Source organism: Teredinibacter purpureus, from assembly GCF_014217335.1.
GTDB classification, from domain to species: Bacteria; Pseudomonadota; Gammaproteobacteria; order Pseudomonadales; family Cellvibrionaceae; genus Teredinibacter; species Teredinibacter purpureus.
Window position 1 is genome coordinate 3767033 of sequence record NZ_CP060092.1, and the last position, 14606, is coordinate 3781638.

At 46.2% G+C, this 14606-nt stretch carries 15 protein-coding genes and 1 tRNA gene; 13 read left to right on the plus strand and 3 right to left on the minus strand.

The features are described from left to right. Positions 1-22 precede the first annotated feature (22 nt). Both H5647_RS16685 and H5647_RS16690 read right to left on the minus strand, forming a co-directional pair. Positions 23-110 (minus strand) — tRNA-Ser (locus H5647_RS16685). A 120-nt stretch (positions 111-230) separates the two neighbouring features. Beyond that, positions 231-821, minus strand: a complete 591-nt coding sequence (locus H5647_RS16690) for an arylesterase (RefSeq protein WP_052692122.1) — start codon at positions 819-821, stop codon at positions 231-233. Between the two features lie 122 nt (positions 822-943). On the opposite strand from H5647_RS16690, the gene H5647_RS16695 reads away from it, so the two are divergent. The 13 genes from H5647_RS16695 to trmA all read left to right on the plus strand — a co-directional run bounded on the left by H5647_RS16695 (position 944) and on the right by trmA (position 14058). Beyond that, a complete protein-coding gene (locus tag H5647_RS16695) occupies positions 944-1609 on the plus strand; it encodes an ABC transporter ATP-binding protein (protein ID WP_045860166.1) in 666 nt (221 codons plus the stop codon). Further along, positions 1606-4083, plus strand: a complete 2478-nt coding sequence (locus H5647_RS16700; RefSeq protein WP_045860168.1) for an ABC transporter permease — start codon at positions 1606-1608, stop codon at positions 4081-4083. The genes H5647_RS16695 and H5647_RS16700 overlap by 4 nt, the downstream gene beginning before the upstream one ends. Next, a complete protein-coding gene (locus tag H5647_RS16705; RefSeq protein WP_045860169.1) occupies positions 4084-4386 on the plus strand; it encodes a DUF2288 domain-containing protein in 303 nt (100 codons plus the stop codon). It begins immediately after the preceding gene. A 174-nt stretch (positions 4387-4560) separates the two neighbouring features. Continuing rightward, positions 4561-5949: an SLC13 family permease gene (locus tag H5647_RS16710; RefSeq protein ID WP_045860171.1), complete on the plus strand. Its 1389-nt coding sequence runs from the start codon at positions 4561-4563 to the stop codon at positions 5947-5949. A gap of 92 nt (positions 5950-6041) precedes the next feature. Next, entirely contained in the window at positions 6042-6362 is a 321-nt protein-coding gene (locus tag H5647_RS16715) for a hypothetical protein (protein ID WP_045861484.1), read from the plus strand. 115 nt (positions 6363-6477) lie between these two features. After that, complete coding sequence (locus H5647_RS16720; RefSeq protein ID WP_045860173.1) at positions 6478-7959, plus strand: FAD-dependent oxidoreductase; 1482 nt, start codon at positions 6478-6480, stop codon at positions 7957-7959. 202 nt (positions 7960-8161) lie between these two features. Further along, positions 8162-10309, plus strand: a complete 2148-nt coding sequence (locus H5647_RS16725) for an adenosylcobalamin-dependent ribonucleoside-diphosphate reductase (protein ID WP_045860175.1) — start codon at positions 8162-8164, stop codon at positions 10307-10309. 10 nt (positions 10310-10319) lie between these two features. Continuing rightward, the gene (locus H5647_RS16730; RefSeq protein WP_045860176.1) at positions 10320-11027 is read left to right on the plus strand and encodes a TSCPD domain-containing protein; all 708 of its coding nucleotides are present in this window, start codon (positions 10320-10322) and stop codon (positions 11025-11027) included. 186 nt (positions 11028-11213) lie between these two features. Beyond that, on the plus strand, positions 11214-11867 hold the full coding sequence (locus tag H5647_RS16735; protein WP_045860178.1) for a Bax inhibitor-1/YccA family protein: 654 nt from the start codon (positions 11214-11216) through the stop codon (positions 11865-11867). Between the two features lie 111 nt (positions 11868-11978). Next, positions 11979-12338 (plus strand): DsrE family protein, encoded by a 360-nt coding sequence (locus H5647_RS16740; protein WP_162926425.1) that lies wholly within the window; start codon positions 11979-11981, stop codon positions 12336-12338. Beyond that, a complete protein-coding gene (locus tag H5647_RS16745; RefSeq protein WP_045860183.1) occupies positions 12335-12655 on the plus strand; it encodes a hypothetical protein in 321 nt (106 codons plus the stop codon). The genes H5647_RS16740 and H5647_RS16745 overlap by 4 nt, the downstream gene beginning before the upstream one ends. Before the next feature lie 15 nt (positions 12656-12670). Next, positions 12671-12958, plus strand: a complete 288-nt coding sequence (locus H5647_RS16750) for a hypothetical protein (RefSeq protein ID WP_045860185.1) — start codon at positions 12671-12673, stop codon at positions 12956-12958. Positions 12959-12960: 2 nt separating this feature from the next. Beyond that, a complete protein-coding gene (gene trmA, locus H5647_RS16755) occupies positions 12961-14058 on the plus strand; it encodes a tRNA (uridine(54)-C5)-methyltransferase TrmA (RefSeq protein ID WP_045860187.1) in 1098 nt (365 codons plus the stop codon). 47 nt (positions 14059-14105) lie between these two features. Here the strand turns inward: trmA and H5647_RS16760 are convergent, their stop codons facing one another. Then, the gene (locus H5647_RS16760; protein WP_045860190.1) at positions 14106-14585 is read right to left on the minus strand and encodes a DUF2489 domain-containing protein; all 480 of its coding nucleotides are present in this window, start codon (positions 14583-14585) and stop codon (positions 14106-14108) included. Positions 14586-14606 lie beyond the last annotated feature (21 nt).

Consider the following 14606-nt stretch of genomic DNA (forward strand, 5'->3'; position numbering starts at 1 on the left):
CCCCGCATTACGCGGGTTTAATTGGCGGTGGGCTAGGGATTCGAACCCCAGGAGCTATTACACTCAACGGTTTTCAAGACCGCCGCTTTCGACCACTCAGCCAGCCCACCGGAAGGATCGGAATTATACATGGGATTGCCGTTGTGGCAAGGGCTTGTACGAAATTTTAGTGAATTAAGTCAAAGGCTTAGCCGTTGTACAGAATGTATACCGTTATCACTACCCTATCGTCACAATACCTCTTTTAATATTGGCCACACATTATCCAGCACTATCGGTTGGGCTTCTGCGGTAGGGTGTAAACGATCTGCCTGCATTAGAGACGAGTCTCCCGCCACCCCCGCTAGAAGGAAAGGCACTAAGGGCAGGCTATATTCAACAGCTAACGCGCTGTATTGGTTAAAGAACGGTTCGGTATAGCGCTTGCCAAAATTGGGAGGGATACGAATGCCCGTCAAGACAACTTTTGCTCCAGCTTGCTGACTTAAAATAATCAGTTCTCGCAGGTTCTGCGTAATATAGGCAATGGGCTTTCCTTGCAGGCCGTCGTTAGCGCCCATTTCGAGCACAACAATGGCCGGCTGGTGTAGCTTAAGAAGTGCAGGCAAGCGTTGCAGTGCAGCGGCGCTGGTTGCTCCTCCCGCAGAGGCGTTCACTACGGTGTAGAGGCCTCGATATTGCTCGTCGGTTTTTAGCCGTTGCTGCAGTAAATGTACCCAGCCTTGTTCTTCGGCTAAGTTGTAAGCGGCACTTAGGCTGTCTCCAACGATCAATAAAGGTTTAGACGATGGCGCAGCCGCTACATTTATTGTGGCACTCATACACGCCACTATTAATAGGTGGATAATGACATTTAAATAGCGGTTGCAGTTGAATAAACGGATCACAATCATTATTGGTAAACTCTCTCGTTCGTAAAAGCTTTCAGCAAAGGCAATGCAGTATGATCAAAACACATAATCTTCATCACCGTGTCCCTGTATTTGATGGCCACCTCGATATACTCAAAGGTATTAATCTAGAAATCAAGCATGGTGAATCTGTTGCGATTGTAGGCGCGTCGGGTTCGGGTAAGTCAACTCTCCTTGGTATGCTAGCAGGCTTAGATATTCCTAGCGCAGGGGAGGTACTTCTCGACAATACGGATATAACACAACTAACGGAAGAAGAGCGTGCGGGCGTGCGCGCCAAGCTTGTTTCGTTTGTTTTCCAGAACTTTCAACTACTCGGTAGTTTAACGGCCCTAGAGAACGTGATGCTGCCGCTGGAGGTTGCCAACCTCGATAATATTGAAGATAAGGCGAAAAGCTATCTTGAGCGCGTGGGTTTAAGCAAACGCGAACACCACTACCCTCGGCAATTGTCTGGCGGCGAACAGCAGCGAGTTGCGCTAGCACGTGCTTTTGCGTCTGAAGCACCCGTATTGTTCGCCGACGAGCCTACGGGCAACCTCGATTCCGAAACCGGTAATGCGATAGCCGACCTTCTTTTTACGATGAATAAAGAAGCGGGCACAACGCTGGTACTGGTAACGCACGACCAACATCTCGCAGGACGCTGTGAAAAGCAGTTTCGAATGGAATCCGGACAACTGGATTGCACCTTATGACATCTATTTTTAAGTTGCTATGGCGGGATTTACGCGCTGGCGAACTCAATATTTTAATATTTTCACTTATTTTAGCCACGGCCACGGTCACAAGCATTAGCCTGTTCACCAGCCGTATTCAGAATTCGATTTTAGATGAAGCAACCGAATTTCTCGCTGCCGATGCACAAGTGCGCAGCACTTTGCCTATTAAAGATGAAATAACTGATCAGGCACAACATTTAGATTTAGAAACCGCGTTGCTGGCGTCTTTTCGTGCAATGGCCTTTTCTGACACCGGAATGCAATTAGTTTCGGTAAAAGCGGCCACACAGCAATACCCCCTTAAGGGTGCCGTTACTTTGGCAAACGCGCCTTTTGGTGAAAGCTATACGGTTACCCGAGGGCCAGCGCAAGGTGAAATATGGCTTGCCCCGCGCCTGTTTTCGGCATTGGAGATTTCACCCGGTGCGCAAGTGACAATTGGGGATGCGCACTTTACGGTATCGGCCGTGCTCGTAAAAGAGCCTGATAGCCCGCAATCTTTTTTTGGTGTGGCGCCTCGCGCTATCATGCATTACAACGATATTCAGGCGACTGGCGCAGTGCAAGTGGGTAGCCGTGTTAACCACACTCTGCTGCTGAAAGGCTCGGCACCTTCCTTAAAAGCACTTAAAGAGTACCTTGTAGAGAGCCTCGATAGTCACACCCATTGGGTGGGCGTGCAAGACGGCAACCGAAACGTTGGTGATGCGCTACAACGCGCCGAAAAGTTTCTGCTGCTTGCTGGCAGTTTGAGTGTTCTGTTAAGCGGCGTAGCCATTGCGCTCGCAGCCAGACGCTACGCCATACGACAGTCGACCAATGTCGCGCTATTAAAAACCTTTGGCCAAACACCTGCTCAGATAACCAAGCGCTACTTAACCGTATTGCTAGTATTGGGTGCCTCGAGCGTATTGGTAGGCAGCATTATCGGCTGGCTGTTGCACTGGATAATTTTGCAGTTACTAAGCGCTGTATTGCCCTCTGGGCTTGTGGCGGCCTCTGCACAGTCATTTATTACGGGCGCCCTCGCCGGTTTCGTTACGCTGTTCGCATTTGCGGCCCCCCCTTTACTCTCATTGCGTCATGTCGCTCCAGCAGCGGTGTTAAGGCAAGACAGTAGCAGCGGTATCATTGACCCGCGCATTGCGGCGCTTATCGGTTTTGTGAGTATTAACGCGCTTGTACTGGCGTATAGCCAAGATTTAATGATTACCGGCGTAATTGCGATTGGCGGGCTCATTACGTTAGCGGGGGGTAGCCTATTAGCTTGGCTCATACTCACACTAGGAAAGTGGGTAAGTGCCCATTTTAGTAATGCGTGGCGGTTGGGTATTGCTAATTTAAAGCGGCACCAAGGTTTTAATGCGATTCAAATCGTAATTTTTTCAACCTTAATAATGCTGTTACTCATACTCATTGATACGCGTACAAGCCTTATTTATCAGTGGCAAAAACAAATTCCCGAAGACACCCCCAACCACTTTATTTTTAATATTTTTAACGATGACAAACCCGTTGTTAAGCACTTGTTCGACGAAAGTAATATTCAGTACAGCCAGTTTTACCCGATGATGCGAGGCCGCTTAACAGAAGTAAATGGCGATTCTATTGCCCCGCGCGTGGAACAAACCGAATCCCATATGAATTATGAGCGAGAGCTTAATCTAACGTGGGCAACCGCGCTAGGAGGCGATAACACAGTTGTTGCGGGAAGCTGGCATTCTGAAACCGACACCAGTATTGTCGTATCGGCAGAGGAAGAATACGCAAAAGGCATTGGCCTTAAGGTTGGGGATAGCCTTACCTTCAGTATTACTGGCCAACAGGTAATCGCTACGCTCGGCAGTATACGATCGGTTCAATGGGATTCAATGAACCCCAATTTTTACATGATATTCAATCAACCGTTACTGGACAACACTGCCACAAACTGGATGACGAGCTTCCATTTACCCAAGGATCAAAAAATCTTTGTCAACTCACTCACCCGTAAAGTACCTACCGCGTCTGTGATTGAACTCGACCAGATGATTCGCCAAGTTCAAAATATTATTGGGCAAGTCTCTATAGCGATTGAGTTTATTCTTTTACTGGTGCTGGTAGCGGGTATTTTGGTGCTTATTACCAGTGTGCAGGCAACGCTAGATATTCGCTTTCAAGAAAGCGCCATTCTAAGAACGCTCGGCGCGAAGCGACGATTAGTGAGCCAAGTATTGATTATAGAGTTTAGCAGCTTAGGTTTTATGGCCGGTTTACTGGGTGCTTTTGGTGCTCAGTTATCGTTGTATTTTTTGCAAACCAAGGTCTTTCAGCTAACCTTTGAACCAAGCCTGCTAATCATGTTCTTAGGGCCTATTTCTGGCGCACTACTCATTGGTATAATTGGTTGGCTGTCCACGAGAAAAGTAACTCATCAGCCGCCATTAACCATTTTAAGGTCATTACAGTAAATGCTAGACACTACCGACCCCGACGTTCTGAAAGCCAAACTTAACAGCGAGACGGCAACCATCCCATGGCGTGAGTTACAGCGTTTTTTTGCTGCTGGTCATGCCATTGCTGTTGCACCCTCTATTGATCTGTTATCGGTTGCAACCGCTTTTAACCAAGATGACGCCACGCAAATCAAAGCGTGGATGAACTCCCACGAGGTTCAGCCTGTAACGGATGAAGAGGCCTCTTTGTGGTACGAAAATGATACGTTAGTTTGGGCCGTTGTGGTTTCACCGTGGGTGCTTGTTCAAGCAAGGTAATAGTGGGCAATAAAGCCCTGAAGTAATGGCTTGTTGCCCTAGGTCAATCATTATTGAATTCTAAACCCTGCTAACCGAGAAGCGCTATACAATGGCGGCATGGCGTATTTTCCCCTACGCATATAACCCTACATTTTTATTCTGCATTTTTGCCCGCTCTCTATAGGAGATACTATGTCCACCGCCAATAAACGCAGTTTGGCAGCAACCGTTTTATTATTTGCGGCAATTATCTTTATCGAGCTCTTTGGTATTCCCAAAACAAACCTCACTCACGCACAAGAAATTACCGCCGCTATATTAGTTGTTGCCGCGGTACTGTGGGTTAGTGAATGGGTTTCACTTTTTGTTGTCTCGTTCCTCATATTAGGCTTAGAAATAGTATGGTTATTACCCTCTCTTAATGCGGTGAGTGAAACCGCGTTTAAGAGCAGCGTATTTTTTAGCCCTTTTTTCTCCAACATCATTCTTTTGTTTTTAGGCGGCTTTGTTTTATCTAGCTTGATGCAAAAATACGGGCTCGACATTCGATTTGCTCAGGCTATTCTACGTAAAACCAAGGGCCTACCTTCCATGACGTTGCTGGGCATTATTTTGGCTTGCTCATTTTTATCCATGTGGATTAGTAATACGGCTACCACAGCGATGATGCTAACCATGGTTTTCCCGCTGATCAAAAAAATCCCCGAAGCCAACCCATTCAGAAAAGCCTTAGTGCTGTGCATACCCTTCGCCTGTAACTTGGGTGGTATAGGCACGCCAATAGGCACCCCCCCCAATGCTATTGCGCTTACTTACCTCACGGAGCACGGCTATACCGTTACTTTTGCTAAATGGATGGCATTGACGGCACCCTTTTTGGTGCTCTTTTTATTCCTTTTATGGCAGATGCTGTTACGCCTATTCCCAGCAGGAAATTTACGTTTAGAGGTGCCCGAGCGCCATACTGGCACCTTTGGATTTAAACATTGGGCCGCTATTGCCGTGTTTGCTACCACCGCACTGGGTTGGTTTTTCGCTAGCGCGCTAGGGCTCGCAACCGGTACTGTTGGCCTCTTCCCTATTATTGTGTGCTTTTGGTTTGGCTTACTCGACACCAAAGATTTTAGAGATTTGCCATGGGATGTGCTTTATATGGTCTCGGGCGGGCTTGCGCTGGGTGTTGCCCTTAAAATTACAGGCTTAGGCGAAGTTATTATCCATGCACTGCCGCTAAACGGATCACCCGCTATTTTGCTTATGATCACTGCAGCAGTAGCAGGTATAATGTCTACGGTTATGAGTAATACCGCAACGGCAGGTCTCGTTATTCCACTGGTAATGAATTTGCCCTTTGAGAACGAGTACATCCTGTCACTGGTTATTGCTTTAGCACTAATGTGCTCAATGGCGATGGCGCTTCCTGTGAGCACCCCTCCGAACGCTATTGCGTTCAGCTCCAGAGCAATTAAAAGTAAAGATATGATAATAACTGGCGGTCTTATAACGCTTATAGGCTATGCCTGTGTCGCGCTGCTAGGCCCCATGTACTGGCGTTTTATACTGTCAGTGATGGGCGTATAACAATAAATAAACATATCACAGTATGCTGATACCTCCGTAGATGGTACAACGGAGGTATCTTATGCTTCAGAGGATTCGTCATGGGAGATGTAATGGAAGTTAAAGTTCAAAAATGTCAAAACTGCGCATCACGGAATTTGCGTAACGTACTCGTTCGTGACGAAACCCAAAAAGTCTTTGTCCAATGCCGCGATTGCAGTAATTTAGTGGCACGCTATGTATTGGCTAAAGGCGGCTACTTTCATGCAGGCAAAGGTTTTGAAAGCTTTTTACGCTCTATGGAGCGAGACGGCGATATGATTAGTGGCCGCGATATCAATTCCAATTTCGATGAATTGGAGCATAATATTAACGACGAGTTTGCTGAAATAACCGCGATGATGAATAACATATTCGGCAAAAAGCTACCGTAGACACTGGCTATTATCGCAGCCAATCGGCTACCTGCCGTCGTAATTTTTACGTGGAAAGTTAGAACTATTAGCAATACAGCGCTAATATTTCGGTATAACTCGGCGGGTGGAAATCATGAAAAAAGTCGATATAACGGTAATTGGCGGCGGTATCAACGGCGTTAGCATTGCTGCCGAAGCCGCCAATAGAGGGCTAAGTACTCTCCTAATACACAGCCACGACCTTGGTTCTAGCGGCTCTGCACCACCCGTTACACTTGCGGGCACACACCTTCAACACCTTTCGGCACTCGACTACTTTCAGTTAAACAGCATGCTGGATGAGCTTGAACGGCTAAGGCGCTTCGCACCTCATTTGATAGACCTGCTGCCCGTGGTAGGGCCAAACGGCGCCCCCCTAAAAGACAAAGGCTTCGGGCTCATCGAGCAGTATTTCCAGGCGATGCGTGATAGAACACTGTCATCGCTGTGTAAACCCGCGCATTCGGCCAAAACACAAAGTATTGCCGCACGTATAAAGCCCTCTCGGCTTATCCTCTCAAAAGCGTTGCAAGCACAAGCATATGGCGCAGAAATACTGACAAAACACACCCTTATTGCCGCCCAACGCCAATCGACTTGTTGGCAATTGACGCTTCAAAGAGAAGCACAAAGCCACCTTGAGATTCAAACCACACTGTTGGTGAATTGCAGCGGCTGGTGGGCAAATGAGCTACTTGAAGATATTTTACGGGTGAAAACACGTTGCAAAGCGAAAGAAGAGCATCGCACACAATTTTTCTTTCGCAACCCTGGCATAGAAGTCGCTACCGTAAGCGTTCTAAAGCTACAAGGCCTAAGCAAACAAGCCTATTACGTTTACCCCGTTGCCGAGGGTATTTTTGCCTTCGGGCCACGAAAATGTGATCAGCACGGTTATGCCGAATGCGTCGAATTAAGACAAGGGTTTATTGATACCTGGAACAACGCCGTAGTACCGCACGCCCCACAGGCCGTTCTCGAACCAGCACATTTTATTTATCAGCGAAAATCTAAAATGGCACTAATCGCAGACCCGTGCTCTAACGACGAAACCCCCATGACCACGCCCTTGCATGATTTAGATAACCCCGGCGGCGCAGCGGTTCTGCTTAATATTTTTGGGGTCGACATTGCCTTGCACCGCAAAGTGGCTCGACAAGCACTCGACATACTCTACCCTTTCACCGGCAAAAAAATAAACTCTGCCTTTAAGGATGAAATACTGCCCGGAGGCAACTTCGGACCTTCATCAACAGATTCAGATGGCCGTTGTATAGACCACTTCATTGCAACTCTAAACACCGATTACCCCAACATCCCCACACCTCTGCTGAAACGGCTAGCAGAAAACTACGGGAGCCTTGCTACGCATATCCTCGGCAACAAACAGTCAGTGGAGTCGCTCGGCCAGCATTTCGGGCATCAGCTCTACCAACAAGAAGTCGATTATTTAACCACAATGGAATGGGCGAACGAGGCTGATGATATTTTGTACAGACGCACGCTCCTTGGGTTGAAATTTACACCCTCTCAAAAAGATACGCTTCAGCGCTACCTACAAAAAAACCACCTCTAGTTACCGGCCACTTACCGCTATTTCACGTTTTTTCCTCACTTCTAAACTCATTTTATACGCCATGTAGACTCAGCGTACTATGATGCCAAAATGATTCTGTTCGCACGACGTTATAATTTCGATTGACGCAGGTCAACGAGCTGAGCTTAAATACGCGCTTCAATACCAGCCACCTTAAAAACACTACATATTGGGATCGGGAATGACCAATACCACTACAAATAGTCTTTCAGATAGTACAAATCACAATCAAAAAAACACCTCTCCACCGCTTCAAGCGGCCTCAGAAGATATCTGGGACAAGAAATATCGCCTTAAAGACGGACACGGAGTGCCCGTCGATGACGATGTAGGCGCCACCCGCATGCGCGTAGCGAAGGCCTTAGCCGACCAAGAGCCAAAACGTAAAAAATATTGGCAAGAGCAATTTTTATGGGCTTTGGAGAACGGCGCAATTCCTGCTGGGCGCATTATTTCCAATGCCGGTGCAAATGAATACAAACCTGCCACATCCACTATTAACTGCACCGTTTCGGGCACTATTCAAGATTCCATGAAAGGAATTTTGCAGAAGAACTTAGAAGCCGGCCTAACACTTAAAGCGGGCTGCGGCATTGGTTACGAATTTTCTACGCTACGCCCTAAAGGCGCTTATGTCTCCGGCGCAGGTGCGTATACGTCGGGCCCGTTGTCGTTTATGGATATATTCGACAAGATGTGCTTTACCGTATCATCGGCTGGTGGCCGACGCGGCGCGCAAATGGCCACCTTTGATGTTCATCATCCAGACGTGCCTGAATTTGTTCGTGCAAAACGTGAAGATGGCAAGCTGCGCCAGTTTAACTTAAGCCTGTTGATTACCGACGACTTTATCAATGCGGTTAAAAACAATACGGATTGGGCGTTTTCATTCCCACTGTCTCAAACCGATCTAGACCACACCCCTATCGACACGCAAGACCCTGATCAAGTGGTTTGGCGCAAAGTCCCCAACAGTATTAAATACATTACCAACGATGCGGGCCTTACCGCGTGTCGTGTCTACAAAAAAATACCGGCTCAAAGGCTGTGGAATCAAATAATGACCTCCACATACGATTATGCCGAACCCGGTTTCATTTTGATCGACAAAGTTAACCACCAGAATAACAATTGGTTTTGTGAAGATATAAGAGCAACGAACCCTTGTGGTGAGCAGCCACTGCCGCCTTATGGCAGCTGCTTATTGGGTTCGGTTAACCTAACCTTATTTGTTGAAAATGCCTTTACGGACGAAGCCCGTTTTAATTGGGAGCGTTACCGTAAAGTCGTCAGTATTTTCACGCGCATGCTGGATAACGTTGTAGAAATTAACGGCCTCGCGCTACCTGAGCAACAAGCCGAGATTACCAATAAGCGTCGTCACGGTATGGGCTTTTTGGGTTTAGGCTCTACCTTGGCGCTACTTGGTATTAAATATGGCAGTTCAGCCTCTATTGCCTTCACCGAGCAAGTAAGCCGCGAACTTGCGATAACGGGCTGGCAACAGGGTATTGAACTCGCAAAAGAAAAAGGTATGGCGCCCGTTTTAGACCAAATATTCGACGTTACTATAGCAATGCTGGAACAACGTCCAGAAATGGCCGAAGACGGTTACAACGCCGGCGATAAGGTTACCGGACGCGTTCTACTAAGCCGTTACAGCCGCTATATGCAAAATATAGCCGAAGAAGCCCCCGAGTTAATCGACCAAATTGTTGAGTTCGGCAGCCGCTTCACCCATCACTCATCTATTGCGCCAACGGGCACTATCTCCTTGTCCCTTGCCAATAATGCGAGCAATGGTATTGAACCGAGCTTCGCTCATCATTACGCACGTAATGTAATTCGCGAAGGCCGCAAGACGAAAGAAAAAATAGACGTGTACTCGTACGAATTACTCGCCTATCGCCACTTAATTGATAGTGACGCGACCCCCAATAATTTACCGGATTATTTTGTAAGCGCCGACAGCATTTCACCGAATCAACACGTTGATGTACAAGCCGCCGCACAAAAATGGGTAGATTCCTCTATCTCGAAGACCATTAACGTACCCACCGACATTCCTTACGACGACTTTAAAGATATCTACCTCTACGCGCACGAAAAAGGCCTAAAAGGTTGTACTACCTTCCGCTTCAACCCAGAAGCCTTCCAAGGCGTACTCGTCAAAGAAGAAGACCTCGCTAACACGACCTACAACTTTAAGTTGGACGATGGCAGTAGCATAGCGTTAAAGGGCAATGAGATGGTTGAATACGACGGTGAACAACACACCGCCGCTAACCTATACGACGCAATGAAAGAAGGCTACTACGGTAAACTTTAGGATTAAGACCATGAGTATTGTAAAAATAGATAAAAAAATAACAGGTTATTCTATTCAAAAAGAATTACCAGAAAGAGCGCCAGCAGTAACGAGTGTGGCGCCAGCAGTAGAACCAGTAGTAGAGCCCGAAATCGAACACATGCATGAAAACGTTGGCCGCCCGGAAATGCTATTGGGCTCTACCTACAAAATTAAAACGCCGCTTTCTGACCATGCACTCTATATCACTATCAACGATATTATTTTAAACCCCGGCACCGACCATGAAGCTCGACGGCCGTTTGAAATTTTTATCAACTCTAAGAATATGGATCACTTTCAATGGGTTGTTGCACTGACTCGTGTAATCTCAGCGGTTTTCCGTAAAGGTGGCGACGTCACCTTTTTAGCAGAAGAGTTAAAAGCCGTTTTCGACCCCCAGGGTGGGTACTTTAAATCTGGCGGTCGTTTTATGCCTTCCTTGGTAGCCGAAATTGGTATGGCCATTGAGTCTCATTTGAAAATGATTGGCATGCTTGTCGACGAAGAGCTTTCCGCGATTCAAAAGCAGATTTTGGCTGAGAAACGTGAAGAATATGAAACGGAAAAAGGCACCAAGTCCGCGGAAGGTGAGTTTCCTGAAAGCGCGCAGCTGTGTATGAAGTGCTATACCAAGGCAATGATTCTTATGGATGGCTGCATGACCTGCTTAAGCTGCGGTAATTCCAAGTGCGGTTAATACCTCACACTTAAGTACGTATTATACAAAACCTTTAAAAACGTCGATTAACCCCCATAAATAGTTTGTACATCCGGAACGTTATATAGACTAAAATGCCGAAGTAAAGAACAGCATACCCCCCTCTTGCTATTTTTAGAGGGGTTTGTATCATATTCGGTAATTCATCAAAATTGGAGTTGGATAATGCAAGAGCTTTATACACAATCCCCCGCGGGCCTTTCATCCCTTGAGGTGGGTAAAGTATTACGTAACACCTACGCGCTATTGGGCATGACTATTGCCTTCAGTGCCGTTACCGCCACAATCTCTATGGCTATCGGTTTTCCGTATTTAGGGCTTTTTATGCTTCTCCCTTACATCGGGTTACTGTTTGCCGTTGAGAAAACCAAAAATAGTGCCGCTGGCTTGTTTTGGGTCTTTGCCCTTACCGGTTATATGGGTTTAACGCTCGGCCCAATATTAACTCACTATATAAGTATGTCCGGCATTGAACCCGTTATTATGGCGTTAGGCGGTACCGCGCTTATATTCTTCGGTTTATCTGGTTATGTGCTCGTAACTCGCAAAGACATGAGCTTTATCACTGGCTTTATGATGACCGGCTTTATAGTTGCTTTTGTCGCTATGTTAGCGTCGGCCTTTTTAGATATTAGCGGCCTGAGCCTCGCGGTTAGCTGTATGTTTTTGGTTTTGTCATCGCTTTTAATTATGTGGCAAACCAGCAACATCATCCACGGCGGCGAAACTAATTACATCTCCGCAACCGTTACCCTTTACGTGAGTTTATACAATATATTCACCATATTGCTGAGTTTCCTCGGCGGTAGTGACGACTAAGGCTTATAGGTCTTAATCACGGCTCCGCAATGCGGGGCCGTTTTTGTTTGTAGGCTCACCAATTATACTCTGGCGACAATGCCTCATCTCTCCCCAAAACGAGCGCCCCTTGTGAACTTTGTAATTGCCATCAATGCAGCTCCCGAGTCAGCAACGGCACAACAAGCCTTGCTCTTTGCAGAGGCCGTCCTAAAAAATAAGCACACGGTATCTCAATTATTTTTTTTCGGGGAGGGTGTGCGTAACCTTGTACTTTCAGCAGAAGCGCCTTTAGCAAAGCACTGGCAGCAATTAATTCTTCAGCACTGTTTGGACGCTGTCGCGTGTATAAATGCCCTCCAGACATACCGGCCTCAAACTACGGACCAGTCTCTTGAATTCGCTAGTGTTGCCGGAATGGCGCAGCTAGTTGCAGCTAGCGCTTCTGCCGATAGAACCGTCACTTTTGGTGTACGTGAGAATACATTATGAGCGATGATACCTTGCCCGAAAGGGCGAGCACGGTTATAACCATTAGCCAGAACACCTGTAACGAAGATATACAAGCCGCCTTCGATTTCGCGGTAACTGCCAAAATTTTTGATCAGCCTTTAAGGCTCTATGTGATTAGCACTTTACCTATTCGTTACGATATAGCCTTTCAACAAAAAATCACTAGCGCCAGCATAACGTTGACCGAAAATTTCGGTGAAAACATTGTTGAGTATGTATCAGGCAAGAGCCCTCTTGTCGAACGCTCACGCTTTCACTCAATACTAAGAGAAGCCGAGCAAGTAATACACTTTTAAGAGTGCCAAAACTTTATGCTACACATTATAAATTGTGAACGTACCGCTAAACACCAAGCAGAGCCCCTCGCACTTTTAAAGGGCAGCCTTCACAGCGACGACCGCATAGTTTTGATGAACTTAACCGACAATATGCCTTATGAGCTGGAACCCATTATTCGCCAGAACCTTAGCTTTCGGTGGCTTGCCCTTAATGATAAACGTAAAGACACTTTAAAGGCGGCAATGCCCTTTACCGAAATTGATCACACACAGCTCGTGGAGCTCTGTGTGAACCACACACCCGTTAGTAGTTGGTACTAAACATGCAACATACCGGCGCCGCATTAGAAGCGGACTATGAAAAACAACTCGATGTAAAATCAGCCTTAACCCAGCAAGAGTTTTCAGTTTTTAACCCGCCTCAGCTTGAGGTTTTTTCGTCGCCCAGCAGCCATTTCCGTATGCGTGCAGAATTCAAAATTTGGCACGATAAAGAATCAGGTCTTGCAAACTATGCTATGCATCAAAAGGGCGTATCCAATAAACCTTTTATTATTCAAGATTTTACGATTGGCTCTACAACTATAAATCGATTGATGCCATTGCTGCTAGATCAAATAAATCAATGTGAACATTTAAAGCGTAAGCTCTTTCAAGCCGAATTCCTTACATCAACTACGGGTGAAGCACTAATATCGCTCATATACCACCGCCCATTATCAGGTGAATGGCAAGAAAAAGCCGAGCAATTGGCCTCAACGTTTGACTGCGGAATTATTGGCCGTAGCCGAAAACAAAAAATAGTGATCAATCGTGATGCTGTTAGCGAAACGTTCACTGTCAACGGTTCTGCCTATCACTATCAGCAAGTTGAAAACAGTTTCACGCAGCCCAACGCTGATGTTTGCAACAAAATGTTAAATTGGGCCTCTAATGCGGTCGAAGCGCTTTCCGGCGATCTATTAGAACTTTACTGCGGTAACGGCAACTTCACTCTTCCGCTGTCACGTCAATTCAACAAAGTATTGGCCACAGAAATATCCAAAACCTCCGTAAATTCTGCTAAATACAACATAGAAAAGAACGACTGTAACAATATTGAAATTGTGCGAATGTCTAGCGAAGAGTTTACACAAGCACTTAATAAGGAACGCCCCTTTCGGCGATTAAAAGAGATAGCGTTAGAAGGCTATAATTTTTCAACCATTTTTGTTGATCCACCAAGAGCTGGCCTAGACCCCGACACAGAAGCCCTTGCAGCAAGGTTTGATAACATTCTCTATATTTCCTGTAATCCAGAAACACTCAAAAATAATATTGAGCACTTTTCGAAAACACACAACATTACGAAGTTTGCTCTTTTTGACCAGTTCCCTTATACCGACCACAGAGAATGCGGTGTTCTCCTACAAAAAAAATAAAAAAAGGCCGCTAGCAATAGCGGCTTTTTTAGCACAACACCCTTTTGTTACAAGGTTTCAATATGAGCGAAAAAATCAGATTCCTTTGATAGCACTCGCTCTGCACCCGCGACTATAAAATCGTGGTATTGCTCTTCATGCTTCATTCGCTCTTTATCAAACTGACGCTGTTCTTTTTTCGACAAAGCCTTCCATGCCGCCAAAATGGGGATATGGGAAGTCGCTTCAGCTAACTTATAGAACGACACAAAGTCCTCTTTCTCTTTATCCGGCAATGCTAACGCTTCTAACAAAACACTTATTCGAATACTCACTTCAGTTGCACTCACCTGCTCCGCAAGAAAACCTCGCGCCAAAATGACAATACTTTTCAAGGCCTCCTTACGATTTTCGAGTACCCGTTTTTTTTCCTCGCCTAGCGCCTTATCACGTCTCACATTCTGCCAATAGAGTTTCCAATGTAGAAAACCTGCAACGCCAACGAGCAACACGACAATGGCTGTCGCCACGACCATTAAATACAACATAAATTACTAAATCCTAAAAGG